This window comes from Bacillus sp. 2175, assembly GCF_057812155.1.
Window position 1 is genome coordinate 2,575,422 of record NZ_CM173819.1, and the last position, 22,120, is coordinate 2,597,541.

A 22,120-nucleotide genomic window follows, 5' to 3' on the forward strand; every position below is an offset into this window, starting at 1 on the left:
AAAGATAGCATGTGATATTTCAAAGTTAAATTTATTTGATAAAAGGGAAGGGACGTATAATATTGATATGGTGCAAGCGTGTATAGGTTTTCTCTATAAGGAAATTCTAAAAACGATAAAAAAGACTTGATAACCTACTAGAGGGGATCAAGTCTTTTCATTACATACGATTATCATGCCAGAAGTTTAATGGGAAGTGTTCGTTCTCATTATATGCTTCTAATTCATATCCTTTTTCTTTCAGTCCTTTAATAATTCCAGGTACTGCTTTTACTGATTGTGGATGAATATCATGCATAAGGATAACTTCTGTTGGGTTTGTAGAATGAGCTAGAACGTTTTCTACAATTTTAGCTGATGCAGCATCAACTTGCATTTTGTTATATTTCCAGTCTAAAGAATCAATTGTCCAATCCCAAACTTTTAAGCCATTGTCTACAACTTTGTTGCGAAGAGCTTCGTTTAATCCTGGCATAGAGCCGTAAGCTGGACGAGTTAATACTGGTGATTTACCTAAAACACCAGCGATTAAGCCTTGGTCTTCCTTCATTTCATCTACGTAATGACCTTCAGTATAAAGTTTCTTGTAGTTATGAGTCATACTGTGCATCCCAACGTAGTGGCCTTCAGCATCTTCGCGTTTTACAAGATCAGGGAAAGCTTTTACGTTTGAACCAATTAGGAAAAATGTTGCTTTTGCATTTTCTTTCTTTAACATATCTAAAAGCTCAGCTGTGTATTTTCCAGGACCGTCATCAAATGTTAAATAAGCGACTTTTCTAACTTGCCCGTTATAATGTTTTGGAGCTTCTTTCGGAGCAAGAGATGTTTGAATCTCACTTACAAGTTGAACAGATTTTGCTTCATCCTCTGTACTAGCTAAAGCAGTATGTACTGATCCAAAAGCCGCTTCGTATGTGAATAATACTCCCGCACAAACTAACATAGCCCTTTTTACTAAAGTTGTCATTCGAATTCCATTGTGCATAATTTTCCTTCTCTCTATAAAAGTTCTACTCTACTATATTAGCAATTATAGGTAGGGAAATGCAAAGAAACTTTTTTACACTTGTAAAAAAGTTTACCCAAAAGTATGCAAGATTTTATATCAATTGCAGTTTTGAAAAATAGAATGAATTTAAACTTTATTATTTAAACTTTCAATCACCAAATCATACTTTCGTATCACTTCGTTTTCGTTCCAAATATTGATTCGAATATTTTTGATTTTTATTAAAATATTCGTAAAGAAACAATTATATGAAAAAAGGAGCGGGAATATGAATAATTATATTTGCACTACATGTGGAGTACAGTATCCCGAAAATGAAGAAGCACCTTCTCACTGTAAAATTTGTAATGAGGAAAGGCCATATGTTAATCCAATTGGGCAGTCATGGATAACATTAGAAACAATGCAAAATAGCAATTTATACTAAAGACCTATTGTTTATTAACTAATAGGTCTTTCAACTTAGGAAGCTCACACTAATGAGGGATGTTAAAGGGAATATATCTAACCTATACTAATTACTATAAAGCTTTGGAAAATGAAAAGGAGGAGATTTGCATGAAGAATTGGGTTCAATTTAGAATTGCAAGACCAACAGATAAATTGGAAGAAGTGATTAGTTTTTATGAAACAGGATTAGGATTAAAACGTATAGGGGAATTTCACAATCATGAAGGATATGACGGGGTTATGTTTGGATTACCAGATGAAGAGTATCATTTGGAGTTTACTTCACATGTTAATGGAAGTCCATGTCCGGCACCGACAAAAGATAATTTACTAGTTTTTTATATGCCTAATAAAGATGAAATTGAAAATATAGTAAATCAATTAAGTAATATGGGCTACCATGAGGTGGAACCAGAAAACCCGTATTGGATAGAGAAAGGAACCACAATAGAGGATCCAGATGGTTGGAGAATTGTGCTTATGAATGCATCTGAATAAGGAAACTATTTTCATATGAAATAGAGTGTAGCAAAATGATTTAGACATAAATCCCTACAGCGTTTGTAGGGATTTTTATATAAGAAAATCTTATTGAGAGAGTTATTAAAATGTAGAAAGTATTTTGGCTAAGAATAAATGTAGTAAACATAATTTATGAAGGAGGTATAAAAGTATGATAGTAAACCATTTTAAGGAGTTTTCTAAACATGTTGGAAATACACATCTCATTAAAAGTTCTTTCGTAGTTTATATCTTATTCTACGGAAAATTGATACCATCAAAAAACTGTATGTTTAACATGTATAGTTTTTTGATGGTGTAGCTGTGCAATGTTTAAAAATTTCACATACCGTATTTTAAAAATAAATATAGGAAAACCAAAAAGTAATGTAGAATATATCGTACATACATATATACAGTCAACATAAAAGATAAAGAGGTGGGTATATGTTACTTGAGGAAGTAATGCAGCAACTAGAGGAATATGGAACAGAACAAAATCGAAAAACGTATAAAAACCACGGAGCGAAAGAGCCGTTATTTGGAGTTAGTTTTGCGAATTTAAAATTGTTAAAAAAGAAGATAAAAAAAGATCATGATTTAGCAGTTGGATTGTGGGAAACGAAAAATATGGACGCAATGACATTAGCAACTTATATTTTAGATCCGAAAAAAATAACGACAGAACAGCTTAATAGTTGGATTCAGGATGTTGATTATTACTGTTTGATGGATGTTCTTATGACATCTATATGTACTTCGCCAATTGCAATAGAAAGAATGGAAGAGTGGACAAAGTCTAATGATGAATGGATTGGAAGAGCTGGCTGGTCTTTATTAGCAAATATAGCGATTAAAAATAAAACGTTACATGATGATTTCTTCTCTCCGTACTTAGAAGAGATTAAAGAAAATATACATAATGAAAAAAATAGAAAAAAAGAAGCGATGAATAGTGCTTTAATCGCAATAGGAATTCGTAATGAAGACTTAGAGCGACAAGCGATTGAAATTGCACGTGAAATTGGAAAAGTAGAGGTTGATCACGGTGCAACATCATGTAAAACACCAGATGCAGAAAGCTATATAAAAAAAGCGAGAGAAAGAGCTGAAAAAAAGAAAGTGAAATAAGAAAAGAGGATCGGTTATGAAAGCAATTGACGCAGCACAAAACATAATTACATTACAATTTTCTAATTGTGATGTAGCTTTACTCGGCGGAAGCGTTGTACGAGGAGAAGCGACGAAAACATCTGACCTTGATATTGTAATAGTTGACCAAAGTTTAACTTCTTGCTATAGGGAATCTTTCTATAGTAATGGATGGCCTGTTGAGGTGTTTGTTCATAATTTTGAAACATATAAAACCTTTTTCAAAATGGATTGTGATCGAGGGAGACCGTCGTTACCACAATTAGTTTCGGAAGGGATTGCATTAAAAGGGGAAAAGGAAATTGTTGAGAAATTAAAAAAAGAAGCGAATGATTTACTACATAAAGGACCAGCTAAATGGACCGAAGAAACGATTAAGCAGAAGCGATATTTTATTACGGATACTTTAGATGACTTTATTGGTGCAACAAAAAGAGAAGAAGAATTGTTTATCGCTAATTTATTAGCGGATTTAGTACATGAATATGTATTAAGAGTAAATGGTAAGTGGCTTGGGAGTTCAAAATGGTTTATTAGAGTGCTAAAAAGATATGATGAGCAATATGCAAACAAATTTGTAGCGGCTTTTGATTATTTTTATAAAACGGGAGAGAAAAATGAATTAATTCATTTTATAGAAAAGATGTTAGAACAGTATGGTGGAAGAGTGTTCGAAGGATTTTCTATTGGTAAATAAAAAGGGGAGAGAAAAATGAATGTACCATATGTTCAATTAAGAGAATTGACACTAGATGATGTAGAAGATCGCTATCAATGGTCATTAGATAGAGATGTAACAAAGCATTTAGTCGTACCAGATCAATATCCTCCGTTCACTCGTGGAGATACGAGAAACTGGATTGAAGCTTGTATAAGCCGAAAAAATGGTTATGAACAAAGGGCAATCGTTACTGAGGCAGGTATACATATTGGATGGGTAGACCTTAAAAATTTTGATAAAACAAATAAAAATGCTGAACTAGGAATTGCGATTGGAAATAAAGACTATTGGGGTAAAGGATTTGGAATGGCAGCTCTAAACAGCATGTTACAAATAGGTTTTTCTCAGTTTGAATTGGAGAAAATTTGGTTACGTGTAGATGAAGATAATACAAAAGCTAAAAAGAGTTATGAAAGTGCCGGATTTGTATGCGAAGGGTTAATGAGAAATGATCGATTGAGACAGGGGAAGTTCATTCATCGCAATCGTTACAGTATATTAAAAGAAGAGTATGAATCAAAAAAAGTAGCCTATAAAAATATTATGTAAATTAAAAAGGGGAAGATAAAATGATTCGATTACTTACAAAAGCGGATGCAAAACAATATTGGGAGTTACGTTTACAAGCATTACAAGTAAATCCAGAAGCATTTATAACGACTTATGAAGAAGCAGTACGTCAAGAAAATCCTCTTGAACGAGTTGCTAGTAATCTTTCATCCAATAGTAGTTTTACATTTGGTGCTTTTAATAATGAAAATCGTTTAGTTGGGGTTGTTACTTTATTAACAGAAGAAAAAGACGCATATAAGCATAAAGGACATATCGTTGCAATGTATGTAGATACTGAAAATCGAAGAAGTGGTCTTGCACGTGATTTAATACGTAAAGCAATTGAAAGGGCAAAAGAGATGAAGCTAGAGCAATTGAATTTAGGGGTTGTGTCAACGAACGAACCAGCCAAACGATTATATGAATCAATGGGATTTAAAACATACGGAATTGAAAAAAGGGCTATAAAAATGAATGGTGTGTATAGTGATGATGAACATATGGTGTTGTTCTTTTAAGAGAGGAAGTTTTGTATGAAAAAGGCGAAACTGCGACAATAAGATGGTGAATATGGCATATAGCAGATCATAATTGGTATCATCAAGCTCATATCAGTCGTTTGAGGAAATTATACAGAGAATATAAACTACATATTCTTTAATTTTTGAATGAACGAACGCCCCTAAATAATAATTAAAGGAGGCGTTTGTTTTTATTCGTTCGCTTTTCTTCCCAAGCTATCATTAAATTTTTATGATAATCTTTTGGTTTCTCAATAGAAAACCAGTAAATTGAATGTGCAATAGTTGGTAGCCATCTTTTATAGCGGATGTGTATATTTTCATGGTGAGTATAGTGGGTCGAGATTAAAGTAGATTTTGACCCTTGAAAATTTTGATATGTAATGGCCTCGATTTCATACCAATGCACTTTATTCCCATGTAAATCTACTACAATTCCTTCATCATCCCAAAGTGAAATGTAAGTTTGTATGTAGATTTTTCATCGCGTATACTAAAATATATGTCATAGAGATAAAAAATTAAATACAAGGGGTTTTACAATGAAAGCAATTGTTATAGGGATATTGGCATCATTTTTCTTTGCCTTTACCTTTGTTTTAAACCGGGCAATGGACTTAGAAGGTGGAAGCTGGATTTGGAGTGCATCATTACGGTATTATTTTATGGTTCCAATGCTATTACTTATTGTTATGTATAGAGGGAACTTAAAGCAACTCTTTCAATATATGAAAAACAATCCGAAAGAATGGTTAGTGTGGAGTATCGTTGGATTTGGTCTCTTTTATGCACCGCTTAGTTTTGCTGGAGCGTTCGGACCAGGTTGGCTTGTTGCATCAACATGGCAAATTACAATCGTTGCAGGGATTTTGTTAACACCATTTTTTGCGGTGGATCCACTACATAAAAAACTTCCGATGAAGGAATTAGTTATGTCGGGCATTATTTTATTCGGTGTTGTTCTCATGCAAGCAGAACATGCTTCTTCATTAGGTATTCGTGAAACCGTTTTATGTGTAGTTCCTGTACTTATTGCAGCATTTGCGTATCCTCTTGGAAATAGAAAAATGATGCAAGTTTGTAAAGGGGAATTAGATGTATTTCAGCGAGTACTCGGTATGACATTAGCAAGTTTACCATTTTGGTTTTTATTATCTGGTTACGAAGTATCAACAGGCGGATTACCGTCAAGTAGCCAAGTTTTTCAATGTTTTATTGTAGCAGTTAGCTCTGGGTTAATCGCGACAGTATTATTTTTCTTTGCAACAGATCTTGTGAAAGATGATCCGCAAAAATTAGCAACAGTGGAAGCGACGCAGTCTGGTGAAGTTTTATTTGCGCTAGTAGGAGAGCTGATCTGGTTATCTGCACCAATTCCGTCATCATTATCTTGGATTGGTATGAGTCTCGTTATTATTGGAATGATACTTCATAGTTATGTGGCTGTCGTTGTAAAAAAAGAAGAAAAAATAACGGCGTAATGAGATTAGCTCTTTTTATTAAGAGTTAGTCTTTTTTTCATAGAAAGGGATGAAAATATGAATTTACATCGCGTTGAACAAATTGAAAAAGATTCAATATTAAATGTGCTACAATATGCCGTCGGTCCAAATGAAATAAGCTTAAAGAAAGCAGTATTATTTTATCAAAGTAATAAAGGGACTTTGTACAAATATGAAGAAAAAGCTTGTCTAGGTATTGAAGTAATCGGAGCAACTAAAGCACGAGTATGTCATATAGCAGTGGCTCCAGATTATCGTCAAAAAGGAATTGCACTGCAAATGATTAAAGAAGTGGTAAGGATATATCAATTGACTTATATAGAAGCAGAGACAGACGATGAGGCGGTAGAATTTTATAAAAGAATTGGTTTTCAAGTTAAAAGTTTAGGAGAAAAATATCCAGGGATAGAAAGATTTCATTGTTACATGGAAAAATAGCATGAAAATATACAATTGTACATATTGAATATAGTTTGAAAAAAATAATAATTTCATTATATAATATAGGTATCTGGAAAAATATAGATAAAAGAAGATGGGTGTATAACAAGTGAGAATGGATAAAAGTAAGTTTATAAAAATAGCTACTTCAATAGGGGTGTCATCTTTTTTATTAACAGGTTGTGGTGATTATGAAGAAGAAACTGCTCAGCAAGAAAGTACAGCTGTTAAAACAGATGGTGCAAAACAAAGAAATGAACAAGAAACATTAAATTGTGATGATAAAGCCCCAACCAATGAAAATGTAGAGAAAGATGAGTTATGCAAGGAAAATAATCCGTCATTTTCATCTTATCATGAAAACTCTCATTTACCGATACTTCCATTTGTAGCAGGATATTTATTAGCGAGTAGAACTTCAAATATGAATTATACAGCAAAACCAAATTTAATGAAGAAACCGTATGCAAATAATGTTATTCCATATCGTGAAAAAGATGAGCGTAGAACAGGTGGCGGTAGTAGCGGTGGTTATACTGGTGGTTCTAACGGTAACAATAATACTTCCAATAAAGTAGATTTAAATAAACAGCAGCCAAATCCATCCAATAAAGTAACACCAGATACAAATACGCCAAAATCATCTACTACGCAAACACCGAAAGTAAACTCTGGTTCAAGTGGAATTGGAAACGCAAAAGCGCCAGCAGGATCCTAAAACGAAAGGGTAATGGAGTAATGTATACAGAACGAGAGCAAGAAGAGTATATGAAAGTATGGTTTTCACTTGCAGAAGAGGCTAGTAGGAATGGTTTCACTTGGCCTAGTCTGTTAGAGAATGAAGAATGGAATCAATATATGGCAACAGGGATGTATCGCATGCCAGCAAAAACTTATACTGCTATCTCAAAAGCGACAGAAGAAATCATGTATGTGTTATATAGAACGTATCAATATATTGTAAATACGACAGAAGATTTTCAAAAACTTGGATTCCCAGCTGAAGCGTGGGAAATGGCGAGAATGAAACATAATGGTTTATTTTCATATTTTACAAGGTTTGATTTTATCGTAAATGGTGACGATATAAAATTAATAGAAGTAAATTGTGATACGCCAACAGGCTATTTAGAACCGTCTGTCGCAAATGAAGTGTTATGCCGTTATCATGATGTAAATCACCCAAACCATATAGAAGAGCATATTGTGCAGGCATGGGAACAAATTAAACATGACTATCATATAGGCCCTGAAGAGACGATATATTTTACTAGTTATGATTGGCACGATGAAGATAGTCAAACGGTTCAGTTTTTAAGAACGTATTGCTTAAATCAGTCAACGGACTATGTAGGAATACAAGACATTGTCGTTGCGGAAGATGGTATATATACGCCAAGTGGAGAAAAAATAAAATATTTATATAGACTGTATCCAATAGAGTATTTAGTAACGGACGTTGATAAGAACGGAAAAAGGATTGGTTTACAATTTTTAGATCATATTGCGCAAGAAAGAGTGAAAATTATTAATCCGCCAGCCGCGTTTGTTATGCAAAACAAAAGTGTACTCGCACTAATTTGGAAGCTTTATGAAGAAAGTGTTTTCTTTACAGAAGAAGAGCAAGACATTATTTATAAATACTTTCTACCAACATATTTTTCAAATAAGCGATTTCTAGAAAGACATGAATCATACGTTTCAAAACCTGTATTTGGTCGTGAAGGTGGCGGAGTATCTATATACGAAAATGATGAATTATTAGCTGAAGATAAAACAGAGTATTACTTTGAACAAAGGAAGATATACCAGCAATACATAGAAATGCCTGACTATACCATTGACACATGGGATGGTCCATATACTGGTAAACTATTAATTGGCTCTCACTGTATAAGCGGAAGAGCAGCAGGCTTATTTTTACGTGTAGGTGAGAAAATAACGGGAAACTTATCAATGTTTACTGGGGTTACAATTGAAGGATAAAGTAAACAAAGAGCTCATCATTTGTGATGAGCTCTTTCGTCTATGTATAAAACAGCTTTTTATGGTTGGATGTAAAATCTTCACTTTCTTTTTGTGTTTTAAATCTGAATATTATAATTCAAATATTTTTTGTGTAATAATATTACTATTTTTTATAGATGTGAAAAATGATTAAGTTAAAAATTAAGAAAAATATGATAATATATTTATATAAAAGTTTAAATTTACGTAGCTAGTGGGGGAACCAATATGAAAATGAATGAAATAGTAGCAAGTACACAATTTCCAAATACAATCGAAACAATAACAAAAGATTTAAAAGCATTAGGAGTCGAAAAAGGAATGACAATTATCGTTCATTCATCACTAAGTTCTATCGGGTGGATATCTGGTGGTGCGGTTGCTGTAGTAGAAGCATTAATGAAAGTTGTTACGGAAGAAGGAACGATAATAATGCCAACGCAATCTTCGGATTTGTCCGATCCGAAACATTGGTCAAGACCACCTGTACCGGAAGACTGGTGGCAAATTATCCGAGATAACGTCCCAGCATTTGATTCACGTATAACCCCAACAAGGGGAATGGGTGAAATAGTTGAATGTTTTCGTACATATCCGAATGTAGTACGTAGTAATCATCCGTTAGGAAGTTTTGCTGCATGGGGAAAACATGCAGTAGAAATAACAATGAACCATTCGTTATCAATGAGCTTTGGAGAAGAATCTCCATTAAGAAAAATATATGATTTAGACGGGTACGTATTATTAATTGGTGTTGGATATGATTCCAATACGTCTGTTCATTTATCCGAGGTGCGTTCTGGTGCATGTGAGTTAATACAAGTAGGAGCACCTATTATAGAAAACGGTGAAAGAGTGTGGAAAGAGTTTTTTGAAATGGATTACGAATCTGAGAAGTTTGTAGAAATTGGTGTGGAGTTTGAGCGAAAAGGAACTGTAAAAAATGGGAAGATAGGGAATGCAACGTGTCGTCTAATGAAACAGCGTGATATAGTTGACTTTGGAACAGAATGGTTTCGTAAGAAAAATTAGTAAGGGATGGTTACAATGAAGGGGAAAAAGGTATTAATTACGAGCGGTGGTTGTCTAGAAAAATGGGATCAAGTACGCGGGCATACGAATATGGCCAAAGGTACAATCGGAAGGATAATCGCAGAAGAACTTCTAGCTAAAGGGGCACATGTTATATATTTACACGGTTATTTTGCGGAGAAACCGAGTGATGTACATAGAGGGTTAGAATTACATCCATTTGAAGGAATCGTTGATTTACAAGATAAAATGAAAAGTATCATATCACATGAAAAGATTGATGCAGTCATTATGGCAGCGGCTGGATCAGATTGGATTGTGGAGAAAATTTGTGATCAAGATGGTAATGTTCTTAATATGAACGGAAAAATTTCAAGTGATATAGCACCGATTATTCACTTTCAAAAGGCTCCAAAAGTATTAAAACAAATAAAAGAATGGGACCCAGAAACAGTACTTGTTGGTTTTAAACTTGAAAGTGATTTAAATGAAGAAGAACTGTTTGAAAGAGCAAAAAATAGAATGAAAGAAGCAAGGGCGAATGTAATGATTGCGAATTCACCACATTCTTTATATTCGCGCGGAGCTGTGCATTATGTAATTGGACAGGATGGTAAAGGGAAGTTGTGTAATGGGAAAGATGAAACAGCGAAAGAAATTGTCAAAAGCCTAGAGTTATTATGTAATCGTGTCACTGCTTTTTAAAATTAAGTTTTTAGATGAGAATGAATCCGCATAGTAATAAGTAAGCGAAACTTTAATTGGTGGGAATTTTACTTTTACACGAATGTGAAGCGTATACCAATCAAGAGCTATACACAGAATAATTGGTGAGGAGTGGATTCTATGGAACATTTATTAAAGCAAGCTATTAAACTTAGAAACGAAAAGAAATATGCGCAGTCTAAAGAGATGCTTATAGGATTAACAAACTTTACAAAGGATGCAGAAGTACTGTATCAGTGTGCGTGGATACATGATGTAATGGGGCTAGAAACAGAAGCAGTTCCGTATTATGAGCAGGCAATCGCAAATGGACTTGATGGCGAATCGCTTTGCGGTGCTTATATTGGTTTAGGAAGTACATATCGTTGTATAGGGGAATATGAAAAGGCAATTACAGTATTAGAAGCTGGGGTGAAAAAATTCCCAGAGAACGCTCCGATGAAAGTATTTTTATCATTAGCAAAATATAACGTAAACGATCACGAATCAGCGATGAAATTATTACTTGAAACTGTCGTGAAAGTAGAGGAAGTAAAAGAATTTGAACGTGCCATTTCATTTTATAAAGACCATTTAAATGAGGTTTTTAAATAAAGGAGTGAACGTATGGAGGTTACACTATCACGAAGGCGAAAAGGTGTTTGGATTGGACTCGTATCTTTAATTATGCTATTAAACTATTTATTGTATGCCCTTCCAATTGTACCAGTTGCGCCGAAAGAAGTTGTGCTTGGGTCATTATTAGATTGCATGTTTGTCATTCCAATCATCACGTATTTCTTCATTATTCGAAAAAGATACTCGTTAACGTATATAGTTCCTGTTGTAATAGCTGGTTATATTTTTGCAAGATTTATTATTCCAAGTGACTATTTACAAGCTTTTTCATTCATCTCTTATATTATTGTTGCGGCTGAAATTGCATTTGTAGGTCTAGAATTATTCCTTCTCTATAAAATTGTTAGAGTGCTTCCTAAAATAATAAAAAAATATAAAGAATATAGAAGAGAAAATTATTCCTTTTCTTATGCAATTGATGCAGCGTTTGACGCTACTATGAAAAGAAGTAAGTTAGTAGATGCCATTCTAACAGAGTGTAAGTTAATCTATTATGCGTTTTTATCGTGGCGTGAAAAAGTACCAACAGGTAAATCTGTATACTCATATCATAAAAAGACTGGTGCTATAGGTGTGTATATCATGATTATTCATGCAACAATAATTGAAAGCATTGGTTTTCATTATTTACTACATCAGTGGAATCCAGTAATAGCATGGATTTTACTTATTTTAAATGTATACGCGATGATTTATTTTATAGCTGAAATACAAGCGATGCGCAAAAATCCCCTTGTCGTAACAGAAGAACAAGTAGTCATTCAAATCGGATTAGGAAAGAAAATTGTTATGCCATTTACACAAATTGATAATATTGCGTTCTACAAGGGTGAATTGCTAACGGCAAAAGAAAGGAAACAGGTATTGGATGCAACTGTTATGGAGTTCATAAAAGAACCTGCTACTTTTGAAATAACATTAAAAGAGCCAGTGAAAGCGCAGTTGTTATACGGCTTTTCTAAAACAGTAAGTCGTGTTTACTTAAATGTTGATGAAGAACGAAAATTTTATGATGCGGTTAAGGAAAAGTTAAAACATGAGTAATAGTGCTGTTAGTTACATAAAAACAAATGAGCTTCCGTTAGAAGTGAAAAAATATGAAACATGGATAGTGAAAAACTCTTTCTAAATAAGAAGGAGTTTTTATTATATACTTTTATAAAACATTATATAAAAAACTATACACTTCTTTATCACTACATAAATGGATATAATTGAGGATAGAACTAGCATAAGGGGAAACAAAATAATGAATAAGTTACTTACATCGAAAATTGAAATTATAGAAAGAAAAATCCGGTATAACTCAACAATAGTAGATCACAATTGCTTATTACTTGAAAAGCAATCACAAAGTATCGTTTTATTTCACGAGGTGCAGTATTCATTTACAATGACTGCAAATGATACTAAGTTAACAATCCCAAAAGGAAGTTATACAATCGCATATTACTGGAAAGATCGTCCGTACAATTTATACGTATGGAGAGATATAAAAGGAAAGTATTTAGGTTCCTATTTTAATATTGTAAAAAACACACAAATAAAAGATGAAGTGGTTTCCTTTGAAGATTTAATCATCGATATTATGGTACTTCCAAATGGAGAATACTTCATATTGGATGAAGATGAATTACCAGAACCATTAGGGAATTTCGAAGGTGGTTATGTGAGGAAAGCTCTTTATGGATTAAAAGAAATCATTCAAAAAGAGCTGCCACCAATAGTTTTGGAGACAGCCAGGGTGCAGAGGAAATAAAATTTAATTACATAAATATTTTGAATGGGAATGAGTAGTCTCAAGTTATATGATCTAACTTTTTTAATAAATCTAAGGTTAGTAGCATATTTCTTGAAATTACTCTTTTTTTTGTAGAAATTTCGTCGCTTAGTTATTAAATTCCATCAAATGCATTTAGCGTGTGAGTTTTCTTATTGGTTACAGTGGATTAAAAATCAGAAAAAATAGTAAGTAAATGATATCGTTCAAATAAACAACAGTAAAAATATTCAAACGAATCATATGTATGTTTTGATAAAACCTAGTTGACTTATCGGAAATATTTGTATAATATGTACTTAATTCCATAACGTATTGCTGATTGGAGAAACCAAAGGCATTTTATCTGTTGATAAAATGCCTTTGGTTTTTTTATTGCACAAATACTGAATCTGTTCATTTATATGAATCATTTTAAGGAGGAGAAGAAATGACTGTTTCAATTGATGGGGTATCAAAATATTTTTTGAAACAAACTGGTACTGTTCAAGTATTAGAGAATATTAATTTTCAATTAGAGAAAGGGGATTTTGTTACAGTAATTGGTCCGAGTGGGTGCGGAAAAAGTACATTACTAAAAATTGTTGCCGGTCTAGATAATGATTTTGAAGGGGAAGTTGTTATTGACGGGGAGCCTATCTTAAAAACGAGCAAGAAACAAGGTTTTATTTTTCAAGAACATAGGCTTTTTCCATGGTTAACAGTTGAAGAAAATATAGCGGCAGATTTATCGTTAAAAGATAAGTATGTGAAAGATAAGGTAAGAGAATGGGTTGAAATCGTTCGGTTAGATGGCTTTGAAAAATCGTATCCGAAAGAAATTTCAGGCGGGATGTCACAACGTGTTGCGATAGCGAGAGCGTTATTAAGAGATCCAAATGTATTATTACTTGATGAACCTTTTGGAGCGCTGGATGCTTTTACTCGAAGTCATTTACAAGAAGTATTGCTAAATATTTGGGAGCAGAAGAAAACAACAATGATATTCGTTACACATGATATAGACGAAGCGATATATCTTTCAAACCGAATCATCATTATGAGTGCAAAACCAGGGAAAATACATAAAGTGATTGAAAATAATTTGGCTTATCCGCGAAATAAAACTTCTCAATCGTTCCAACAACTTCGAACGAAAGTATTACAGCAGTTTGAATATGGAGGGTTGATTCAAACAAGTATATAGGAAAAGGGTGATTTTATATGTATAAAAAATTAAAAATTCTTTCTTTTGCTTTAGCTATATCAGTATGTTTGTTAGGATGTGAAAAAAGTACAGCAAGTAGTAAGAAAGAAGATGTAACAATACAAATTGGTATACAACAAGGATTAAGCCCGCTATTACTAGCAAAGAAAAAGGGGTGGTTTGAAGAGGAGTTTAAAAAAGAAGGAGTTAAAGTGAAATGGACAGAGTTCCAAAGTGGACCTCCTTATTTTGAAGCAATCGCATCAAACCGATTAGACTTTGGTGAAGTAGGGAATTCTCCAGTCATTTCAGCGCAAGCAGCAGGTATTGGATTTACCGAAATCGCCAATACAAGTTATGCGAGAAAAGGAACTGGAATTCTCGTTCAAAAAGATAGTAAGATTGCGAGTGTAAAAGATTTAAAAGGTAAAAAAATTGCAGTAGCAAAAGGAAGTAGTGCCTTTAATTTATTATATCGAGCACTTGATAAAGAAGGTATTGATGCAAAAGATGTAAATGTCATTCAATTACAACCAGATGAAGCGCAGCCTGCATTCGAATCAGGATCAGTAGATGCATGGGCGATTTGGGACCCTTTCATATCATTACATACGTTAAATAAAGGTGCGAAGGTGATTGCAGACGGTGAAACATTAAATGTCTCTTCACCAGAATTTTTAATTACGAGGACAAAATTTGCGAAAGAACATCCAGAATTAGTTGAGAAATTCCTCAAAGTTTATGAGAAAGCACGTGTATGGCAAGATGCTAACTTAGATGAAGCAATAAAAGTATACACTTCTGTAAAAAAGATAGATGCGAAGATCGTAAAAGAAGTGTTTAATCACGACAAACCAATTTTAGTTCCGGTAACTAAGGAAATAATAGCAGAACAACAAAAGACTGCGGATTTTCAATATAAGCTCGGTTCTATAAAGAAAGAAATTAAGACGGAAAAAGTTGTAGATAATTCTTTCGTAGAAAAAGCATTGAAAGCGAAGTGAAAAGAGGTTTTGTAAAGTGGAAAATACGAAAGCTGTTATGAAACCAGCGAGTATAACGATTAAGAAAAATGGCATAAAGAAGGTACGAAAGTTAAATGTAAAAGTTTTAGTAAGGGCGATTACTATACCGGTTATTATATTAATAATTTGGCAGTTGGCTGGCGTATTCGGTCTTGTTTCTAAAACAGTTTTACCAACACCATTAGATATTTTTCTAGCTTTCCAAGAGCTTATTAAAACAGGAGAGTTATTCGGACATTTAAGTATTAGTGTATTCAGGGCTGCGGCTGGTTTCTTTATTGGTGGGGGCTTAGGAATCATTTTAGGAACGATTGTTGGATTTTCAACGAGAAGTGAGCAATATTTAGACCCATCTGTGCAAATGTTAAGAACTGTACCTCATTTAGCTGTTGCGCCGCTTTTTGTATTATGGTTCGGTTTTGGTGAAACATCAAAAGTGTTATTAATTGCAGATGGTGCATTTTTTCCTTTATACGTAAACGCATTTTTAGGTATTAGAGGTGTGGATTCAAAGTTATTTGATGTTGCGAGAGTGTTAGAGTTTAGTAAAAGAAAATTAATCACGAAACTAATTTTACCAGCTGCATTGCCTAACCTTTTACTAGGAGCAAGGTTATCGTTAGGTGTTGCGTGGGTGAGTTTAGTAGTAGCAGAACTTATGGGGTCTACAGAAGGTATTGGCTATATGATTATGGATGCAAGGCAATTTTCAAATACAGATATCGTATTTGTCGGCATAATTATATTTGCATTTGTTGGGAAGTTTTCTGACTCTCTAGTACGTTTACTAGAAGTGAAGTTTTTAAGATGGCGAGATAACTTTAAAGGTGAGACAGGGAATTAACATATAAATTATTAGGGGTAATTTATATAGAATGTGTTAGTATACGATTCAAAATAAATAAGGGGTGTGTAAAGGTATGGAATTATTATGGTTTATTCCGGCTTATGGAGATGGTCGATATTTAGGAACGACAAAACGAGGAAGAGCAGCTGAATATGGTTATTATAAGCAAGTTGCTGCGGCAGCTGATTATTTAGGATATACGGGTGTTTTACTTCCAACTGGTCAAGGATGTGAAGACCCTTGGGTGTTAGCTTCAGCTCTTGCTGCTGAAACAGAAAAACTAAAATTTTTAGTAGCAGTGAGACCAGGACTAATGTCCCCTACAGTTGCAGCGAGGATGGCATCTACATTTGATAGAATTTCACATGGGAGGCTGCTTATTAATGTAGTAGCTGGAGGAGATCCAGTTGAACTACAAGGAGATGGATTATATCTTGATCATGATGAAAGATATGAAGCAGCGGATGAATTTTTAAAAGTTTGGAAATCGACATTGCAAGGTGAAACGATCTCTTTAGAAGGAAAACATATTAAAGTTACAGATAGTAAAGTTGTATTCCCACCAGTTCAAATACCATATCCTCCTATATATTTCGGAGGATCGTCAACTGCTGGAAAAGAAGTAGCAGCTGAACATAGTGATGTATATTTAACGTGGGGAGAGCCGCCAGAGCAAGTGAAAGAGAAAATAGAAGAAGTAAGAAAACTTGCAGAAGAGAAGGGGCGTACAGTGCGATTTGGCATTAGATTACACGTAATTGTAAGAGAAACAGAAGAAGAAGCATGGGAAGAGGCAGAACGTTTAATTCAATATGTGGATAATGAAACAATTGAGCTTGCTCAAAAGACATTTGCAAGATATGATTCGGTTGGTCAAAAACGGATGACCCATTTAAATAAAGGTACGAGAGAGTCGTTAGAGATAAGCCCTAATTTATGGGCTGGAATCGGACTTGTAAGAGGTGGGGCAGGTACTGCACTTGTAGGCGATCCGCATACAGTAGCAGAAAGGATAAAAGAATATGAATCGTTAGGAATTGATACGTTTGTTTTATCAGGATATCCGCATTTAGAAGAAGCGTATGAAGTGGCAGAATTGTTATTCCCATTATTGAAAGACGAGAAGAAAGAAGAAAATAAAATTGTTGGTGAAATGATTGCTGATGCATATGCATTAAAAAAATAGTGAGAAATAAAGTTTCACTTATTTATTGCTTCATTTTGTTTACTGCCTGTTAACACGAGATAAAAAACCCGCAAGTTATTCGCTTGCGGGTTTTCATCGTAAATTATTAGAAAATATGGTAAAATTAAAGGGTAACTTAAGGTGCGGTTGGTTGTTCAATTATCACTTCTCCGAGTAGGAGGGGGGTGATAATACGTGAGTGAAATAGCGTTGCTACTGCAGGGTGGACTGTTTCTCGTTGCATTGTTAACGTTCGTCGTCGTTTTAATAGACAAGCTCAAAAAATAACAACCCACCTATGCCTATAGAATGTGGGTTGTTTTGTTTGTAAGAAACAAATAGGATAAATGAACAATCCAATCTGCTAAGTTACGTGGACTAGTGTGTAGCCGCACACTAGTTTTTTTTATTTATATACAATTTATAATTGGTTTATGTGATTGTATTGTTCTTTTCATACTCATTATAACACAGTGTCTTTTCATCAAGAAAGGAGACCGTATGTTCTGGTCTCTGTTATATAGTAGGTGCTTTTTCTTTAAACAGCCCATCCATATACTGTTTTAAACTTTGGACATAAAATTTTTGTGTATTCACATTATTTACACCGACAATGGGTGATGGAAGGTCAAATCTTTTTTCTGATAAATGAACGACAACATCAAAAATGTCAAACAAACGAATGAAGCAAAACAGACCGTCTTTATCGCTAAGTAAAATAAAGTAATGATTTTCACTACTTGTATTTAGCGTATTCCATAAAGAACTTTTGCTTAAATCACGTACAATGCTTTTTTCTTTTAGTTCCACGAAATCTGCATTTGAGAGAATGGTAGAGATATCAATCGCATCTTGATCTTCAAAGTAGCCATCAACTGTTTGTACAGCGAATGTATAAGCCATTTTTAATATACTCATTTTATATTTACGGTTATCCAATAGCAATTCACGTTGAATAGAACTGGCTACTTTCGTTACACGTTCCTCTTTCCAAATTTCATTATGTAAGGAAATATCGTGCTTTTTACATAGTTTCATAATTAATGCATTAGAATAAAGAATTTCGTCGCTTACTTCGACAACATCAGTCTCAGCAGCCGCAAGTTCCTCACCGTGCTCATTTGTATAGAGTGGGGAATCAATTTGTCTTTTCATTTGTTCAATCTTAAATTGACTCAATTTATGCCTAATTAAAGGACGATCAATATTTGTTGTCATTTGTTCATGACAAGTATCACAAATTGAGTTTGTGAAATAATATCCACATAATATTTCTGGAATGACATATTGTTCACTAAGTTCTTTCGTATCTTTTCTGCAAATGATGCATTGTGTCATTTTTATCACCTTTACCTGCAAATTTGTATATAATCTCATTGTAGTGTATTTATTGGTATTTTGGAATATTGTAAAGGAAAATATTATGTGAAATTCATACTTATTTTGGTACAATGAAGAGAAGTGCTAGTTTAAAGGAGGCCATTTTTTTGAAATCAAAAGTGCACTTTTGGACATTAGAAGTGCTAATGGTTGTAGGAATCATATTTATTTGCACAAAAATATCATTTTTATTTCAACCGATTGGTATCTTCATATCAACATTATTTTTCCCAATCTTAATCGCGCTTTTTTTATACTTCATATTTAATCCTGTATTAATCTTTTTGGAGAATAAAAAAGTACCTAGAAATTTAGCGATATTGCTGTTATATCTTTTTATCATAACATTAACTGCGGTTGGCGTTGGAGTAGTTGTTCCTACGATTTCACAACAGCTAATGGACTTAGTAAAAAATATGCCAGGCTACATAAAAGAGGGAAAAGTATACATACAAGAATTATCACATCATAGGTTGTTTGAATGGTTATCTACACAAAACTACGTTTCCATTGAAACAATTGAAAAAAATGCGATTGAATACTTAAAAGATATACCAAATACAATTACGTCGAGTGCAACGGCTTTATTTGGTATTATCACGAACGTTGCATTAGTTGTATTTACTGTACCGTTCATTTTATTTTACATGTTTAAAGATGGACATGCCTTTCCAGGAAAAGCGGTAAGTTTATTACCAGAGTCTTACCGTGAAGAGGGGCTTCGTATCATTAAGGAAACGAACGAAACATTATCTGCATATATTCAAGGGCAAGCGCTCGTTTGTATATTTGTAGGTGCGTTTACTTTTATCGGTTATTTAATTATCGATTTACCGTACGCTTTCGTTTTAGGAATTATTGCAGCATTTACAAACATTATTCCTAACTTAGGTCCATTTATCGGAGCAGCACCAGCTGTTATTGTAGGACTGTTCGTATCTCCGATGCAAGCCTTATACGTAATTATTATCGTAACAATTGTACAACAGTTTGAAAGTAATATTATTTCACCACGTATTATGAGCTCGAAATTAAACATCCACCCATTAACAATTATTATCCTAATTTTAGGGGTAGGTAACTTTGCTGGAATCATCGGAATGATTTTAGCAGTACCAGTTTATGCAGTAACAAAAACAGTTGTTTCAAACTTAGTGAGATTGTTTAAAACGAAGAGAAGTAATCGGAAATAGTAAAACCTGAGAAAGATACACCTCTATTTAAGTGGTGTATCTTTTGTTTATAAAAAAATAATTAAAAGCGGGTTGATATGATTTTATTATATATTTTTTATACATCAAATTCAGCGATGAACTTGTGTGATATAAGCTCTATAAAACTATGTGGAATCCCTCTGAACTATCCAAATCATTTCCTTACGTGCTATCATCATCATAATCGACTCCTTTCAATTCTATATAGTTAAACGATTAAAGGTGAGTGTAGTATTTGCTTCTACGATCTCGAATTTCATCAATAACTTGTTTATATTGTCTTTCTTGTTTTAATTCATTTTGAGATATTGTTTCTTTTTGAATCGTAATCGTTAAAAAGAATAGGTGAAACTTCATATGTGAATTCCTCCTTTCGAATTGGAATTACAGATGACTACAGTAATGACTTTGTCTTTCTTTTACAGAATCCATAGCCTGATTAATTTGTCGTTCATGAAGCATTTCAGACTCAGAAAATTTATTTTTTTGAATGGTAATGGTTAAAAAGAATACTTTAAATTTCATAAAATAATTGCCCCTTTATAAGTGATTTAGAAAAAACGAGTGTAATAAGAAATTACAGGTGACTACAGTAATGACTTTGTCTTTCTTTTACAGAATCCATAGCCTGATTAATTTGTCGCTCATGAAGCATTTCAGACTCGGAAAATTTATTTTTTTGAATGGTAATGGTTAAAAAGAATACTTTAAATTTCATAAAATAATTACCCCTTTATAAGTGATTTAGAAAAGACGAGTGTAATAAGAAGATTGAAGCTCTTTTACTTCGTCCATAATATTTTGAATGTGTTGTTCACGTAAAATCTCTTTCTGTGAGAGCTTACGTTTTTGAATAGTGATTGTTAAAAAGAATGCTTTAAATTTCATGAATATATTACCCCTTTAAAATATATTTTTAATACATTTGAGTGTAGTATGAACTTTTAATGTCAGTTATTTTATCAGTCAGTTGTTTTAACTGTTGTTTACGATTGATTTCAGTTTCAGATAAAGTATTTTTTTGAAGTACAGTCGTAAAAAAGAAAATATGAAAAGTCATAAATGAATTCCTCCTTTCGAAAAGGAATTACAGGTGATCACAGTAAAGTGCTTGGCGCTCCTTAACATCATTCATAGCTTTTTCAATTTGCTCATTATGAAGAATTTCATCTTTGGAAATTATATTTCTTTGAATCGTAATACTTAAAAACAATACGCTAATAGTCATTGAATGTTGCTCCTTTCTTAGAAAAATAATGTAAGAGACTAAAAAATCGCGCAAAAAAACCACAGGAAGATACAGTTCTCCTATGGCTGGGCGTGAAAAAGCCACAGGAAAGTATACGGCCTCCTGTGGCGAATTTATGAATTAAATGAAATAAAGTACGATTTTCAATTCTCCATTAGGGTGGTCGAATTCATATTTAATTGTCCAGAAAACACAGGTGCAGTTAACGCTAAAGTTAATGCATGTAATTGTAATTTCATCATTTCCTTCGACCTCCTTTTAGAATTTTTTTCTTACGTTAGTAAGTATATACAATTAATGGATAATTGTAAACATAAAAAATGAAAATTTTTAATTTTGATTAAAATGCGTATATTTAAAAGGGATTTGAAAGTAAATATTGTAATTAACGAAATATCGATAAAAATGGGGGATGCTAAATGAAATATATGCATCATAACATGATCGTTATGCTAACAATTTTTTTATTCATTGCGGCTTGTTCTAATGGAGAAAGAATAAAAGATATATATGATATTAGGTCAGATGATTTTAAGAAATATACTGGGACATACGTTGGTAATAATTCAGATGTGGTTGCAATTGTTAATCATTTACCCGGTGGTGGAACAGTTCAAAGTATAAGTTTAGAAAATGAAAATATAAAAGTGAACTATGGCGCAAAAGAAAGTGGGGCTCTTACAGAAGAAATGATTGAGACGTATTGGTTTGATGAGAAGGATACGATGAAGAAGAATTTTTTCTTTAATGCTATATATTTAGTGATTTTAGTGCCAAATGCAAAAAGTTATGAGTTTCAGGTAGAGAATAAAAACTTTAAGATAACGAGGGAAGAAATGTTATCAATTTTGCATAGAATATTCGATGATTTTCCAAAAGAAAAAGATATATGGGATAAAAATAAAGTTATAAAGTTCTTTAACGGCAATGAAGAAAAAATTAAAATGCTTGTGGAAGATAAAGATTTTCGGAAATCTTTATTTGCTAAATATCCAGTGAGCCAGTTGAAATAATGGAG

Annotated in this window: 29 protein-coding genes and 1 pseudogene; 22 read left to right on the forward strand and 8 right to left on the reverse strand. The window is 33.2% G+C overall.

Annotated elements, in window-relative coordinates:
- Window positions 1–160 precede the first annotated feature (160 nt).
- Window positions 161–988: a peptidoglycan-N-acetylglucosamine deacetylase gene (locus ACXKY9_RS13375; protein ID WP_000551443.1), complete on the reverse strand. Its 828-nt coding sequence runs from the start codon at window positions 986–988 to the stop codon at window positions 161–163.
- 582 nt (window positions 989–1,570) lie between these two features.
- Between ACXKY9_RS13375 and ACXKY9_RS13380 the strand changes: the two genes are divergently transcribed.
- The 20 genes and pseudogenes from ACXKY9_RS13380 (at window position 1,571) to ACXKY9_RS13475 (ending at window position 17,547) form a co-directional block, all read left to right on the forward strand.
- Window positions 1,571–1,960, forward strand: a complete 390-nt coding sequence (locus ACXKY9_RS13380; RefSeq protein ID WP_000800676.1) for a VOC family protein — start codon at window positions 1,571–1,573, stop codon at window positions 1,958–1,960.
- Between the two features lie 450 nt (window positions 1,961–2,410).
- On the forward strand, window positions 2,411–3,094 hold the full coding sequence (locus ACXKY9_RS13385; protein WP_000923455.1) for a DNA alkylation repair protein: 684 nt from the start codon (window positions 2,411–2,413) through the stop codon (window positions 3,092–3,094).
- A gap of 16 nt (window positions 3,095–3,110) precedes the next feature.
- Entirely contained in the window at window positions 3,111–3,812 is a 702-nt protein-coding gene (locus ACXKY9_RS13390; RefSeq protein WP_000643684.1) for a nucleotidyltransferase domain-containing protein, read from the forward strand.
- Window positions 3,813–3,827: 15 nt separating this feature from the next.
- Complete coding sequence (locus ACXKY9_RS13395) at window positions 3,828–4,385, forward strand: GNAT family N-acetyltransferase (RefSeq protein ID WP_001102496.1); 558 nt, start codon at window positions 3,828–3,830, stop codon at window positions 4,383–4,385.
- A 20-nt stretch (window positions 4,386–4,405) separates the two neighbouring features.
- Complete coding sequence (locus ACXKY9_RS13400) at window positions 4,406–4,906, forward strand: GNAT family N-acetyltransferase (RefSeq protein WP_000620317.1); 501 nt, start codon at window positions 4,406–4,408, stop codon at window positions 4,904–4,906.
- Window positions 4,903–5,049: pseudogene (locus tag ACXKY9_RS13405) on the forward strand (DinB family protein); the annotation flags it as partial. The gene ACXKY9_RS13400 and the pseudogene ACXKY9_RS13405, both read left to right, overlap by 4 nt.
- Window positions 5,050–5,451: 402 nt before the next feature.
- On the forward strand, window positions 5,452–6,390 hold the full coding sequence (locus ACXKY9_RS13410) for a DMT family transporter (protein WP_000644587.1): 939 nt from the start codon (window positions 5,452–5,454) through the stop codon (window positions 6,388–6,390).
- Between the two features lie 57 nt (window positions 6,391–6,447).
- Window positions 6,448–6,849: a GNAT family N-acetyltransferase gene (locus ACXKY9_RS13415; RefSeq protein WP_001048803.1), complete on the forward strand. Its 402-nt coding sequence runs from the start codon at window positions 6,448–6,450 to the stop codon at window positions 6,847–6,849.
- A 112-nt stretch (window positions 6,850–6,961) separates the two neighbouring features.
- A complete protein-coding gene (locus ACXKY9_RS13420; RefSeq protein WP_001242170.1) occupies window positions 6,962–7,570 on the forward strand; it encodes a hypothetical protein in 609 nt (202 codons plus the stop codon).
- 20 nt (window positions 7,571–7,590) lie between these two features.
- Window positions 7,591–8,838: a glutathionylspermidine synthase family protein gene (locus ACXKY9_RS13425; protein ID WP_000287883.1), complete on the forward strand. Its 1,248-nt coding sequence runs from the start codon at window positions 7,591–7,593 to the stop codon at window positions 8,836–8,838.
- Between the two features lie 249 nt (window positions 8,839–9,087).
- Window positions 9,088–9,891: an AAC(3) family N-acetyltransferase gene (locus tag ACXKY9_RS13430; RefSeq protein ID WP_000783344.1), complete on the forward strand. Its 804-nt coding sequence runs from the start codon at window positions 9,088–9,090 to the stop codon at window positions 9,889–9,891.
- Between the two features lie 15 nt (window positions 9,892–9,906).
- A complete protein-coding gene (locus tag ACXKY9_RS13435; protein WP_000676724.1) occupies window positions 9,907–10,596 on the forward strand; it encodes a phosphopantothenoylcysteine decarboxylase domain-containing protein in 690 nt (229 codons plus the stop codon).
- A gap of 141 nt (window positions 10,597–10,737) precedes the next feature.
- Window positions 10,738–11,211, forward strand: coding sequence for a tetratricopeptide repeat protein (locus tag ACXKY9_RS13440; RefSeq protein ID WP_000400636.1), 474 nt, complete (start codon window positions 10,738–10,740; stop codon window positions 11,209–11,211).
- 12 nt (window positions 11,212–11,223) lie between these two features.
- Window positions 11,224–12,279 carry a hypothetical protein gene (locus tag ACXKY9_RS13445; RefSeq protein WP_000454147.1) on the forward strand — a complete coding sequence of 352 codons (1,056 nt, stop codon included), beginning with the start codon at window positions 11,224–11,226 and terminating at the stop codon, window positions 12,277–12,279.
- Between the two features lie 205 nt (window positions 12,280–12,484).
- Window positions 12,485–12,994 carry a ribonuclease FAU-1 family protein gene (locus ACXKY9_RS13450; RefSeq protein WP_001037878.1) on the forward strand — a complete coding sequence of 170 codons (510 nt, stop codon included), beginning with the start codon at window positions 12,485–12,487 and terminating at the stop codon, window positions 12,992–12,994.
- Between the two features lie 451 nt (window positions 12,995–13,445).
- Window positions 13,446–14,201 carry an ABC transporter ATP-binding protein gene (locus tag ACXKY9_RS13455; RefSeq protein WP_000218581.1) on the forward strand — a complete coding sequence of 252 codons (756 nt, stop codon included), beginning with the start codon at window positions 13,446–13,448 and terminating at the stop codon, window positions 14,199–14,201.
- 17 nt (window positions 14,202–14,218) lie between these two features.
- Window positions 14,219–15,205, forward strand: a complete 987-nt coding sequence (locus ACXKY9_RS13460; protein WP_000277089.1) for an aliphatic sulfonate ABC transporter substrate-binding protein — start codon at window positions 14,219–14,221, stop codon at window positions 15,203–15,205.
- A 16-nt stretch (window positions 15,206–15,221) separates the two neighbouring features.
- The gene (locus ACXKY9_RS13465) at window positions 15,222–16,070 is read left to right on the forward strand and encodes an ABC transporter permease (RefSeq protein WP_000432134.1); all 849 of its coding nucleotides are present in this window, start codon (window positions 15,222–15,224) and stop codon (window positions 16,068–16,070) included.
- A gap of 76 nt (window positions 16,071–16,146) precedes the next feature.
- The gene (gene ssuD, locus ACXKY9_RS13470; protein ID WP_000422259.1) at window positions 16,147–17,259 is read left to right on the forward strand and encodes an FMNH2-dependent alkanesulfonate monooxygenase; all 1,113 of its coding nucleotides are present in this window, start codon (window positions 16,147–16,149) and stop codon (window positions 17,257–17,259) included.
- 195 nt (window positions 17,260–17,454) lie between these two features.
- Entirely contained in the window at window positions 17,455–17,547 is a 93-nt protein-coding gene (locus ACXKY9_RS13475) for a putative holin-like toxin (protein ID WP_001289320.1), read from the forward strand.
- 228 nt (window positions 17,548–17,775) lie between these two features.
- Here ACXKY9_RS13475 and ACXKY9_RS13480 read toward each other — a convergent pair whose 3' ends face one another.
- Complete coding sequence (locus ACXKY9_RS13480) at window positions 17,776–18,597, reverse strand: HNH endonuclease (RefSeq protein ID WP_000189710.1); 822 nt, start codon at window positions 18,595–18,597, stop codon at window positions 17,776–17,778.
- A 149-nt stretch (window positions 18,598–18,746) separates the two neighbouring features.
- Between ACXKY9_RS13480 and ACXKY9_RS13485 the strand changes: the two genes are divergently transcribed.
- A complete protein-coding gene (locus tag ACXKY9_RS13485) occupies window positions 18,747–19,832 on the forward strand; it encodes an AI-2E family transporter (protein WP_000837892.1) in 1,086 nt (361 codons plus the stop codon).
- Window positions 19,833–20,069: 237 nt separating this feature from the next.
- Here ACXKY9_RS13485 and ACXKY9_RS13490 read toward each other — a convergent pair whose 3' ends face one another.
- Genes ACXKY9_RS13490 through ACXKY9_RS13515 form a run of 6 tightly spaced genes read right to left on the reverse strand, consistent with a single transcriptional unit; the run spans window position 20,070 to window position 21,081 of the window.
- Window positions 20,070–20,210: a YrzI family small protein gene (locus ACXKY9_RS13490; RefSeq protein WP_000668497.1), complete on the reverse strand. Its 141-nt coding sequence runs from the start codon at window positions 20,208–20,210 to the stop codon at window positions 20,070–20,072.
- A 27-nt stretch (window positions 20,211–20,237) separates the two neighbouring features.
- On the reverse strand, window positions 20,238–20,378 hold the full coding sequence (locus tag ACXKY9_RS13495; protein WP_000669805.1) for a YrzI family small protein: 141 nt from the start codon (window positions 20,376–20,378) through the stop codon (window positions 20,238–20,240).
- Between the two features lie 52 nt (window positions 20,379–20,430).
- Window positions 20,431–20,571: a YrzI family small protein gene (locus ACXKY9_RS13500; RefSeq protein WP_000669805.1), complete on the reverse strand. Its 141-nt coding sequence runs from the start codon at window positions 20,569–20,571 to the stop codon at window positions 20,431–20,433.
- A gap of 26 nt (window positions 20,572–20,597) precedes the next feature.
- Entirely contained in the window at window positions 20,598–20,741 is a 144-nt protein-coding gene (locus ACXKY9_RS13505; protein WP_000668961.1) for a YrzI family small protein, read from the reverse strand.
- Window positions 20,742–20,769: 28 nt separating this feature from the next.
- Window positions 20,770–20,913 carry a YrzI family small protein gene (locus ACXKY9_RS13510; protein ID WP_000142729.1) on the reverse strand — a complete coding sequence of 48 codons (144 nt, stop codon included), beginning with the start codon at window positions 20,911–20,913 and terminating at the stop codon, window positions 20,770–20,772.
- A 27-nt stretch (window positions 20,914–20,940) separates the two neighbouring features.
- Window positions 20,941–21,081: a YrzI family small protein gene (locus ACXKY9_RS13515; protein ID WP_000156176.1), complete on the reverse strand. Its 141-nt coding sequence runs from the start codon at window positions 21,079–21,081 to the stop codon at window positions 20,941–20,943.
- 440 nt (window positions 21,082–21,521) lie between these two features.
- Here ACXKY9_RS13515 and ACXKY9_RS13520 point away from each other — a divergent pair, with 440 nt between their 5' ends.
- A complete protein-coding gene (locus ACXKY9_RS13520) occupies window positions 21,522–22,115 on the forward strand; it encodes a DUF4825 domain-containing protein (RefSeq protein ID WP_000876536.1) in 594 nt (197 codons plus the stop codon).
- Window positions 22,116–22,120: the final 5 nt, after the last annotated feature.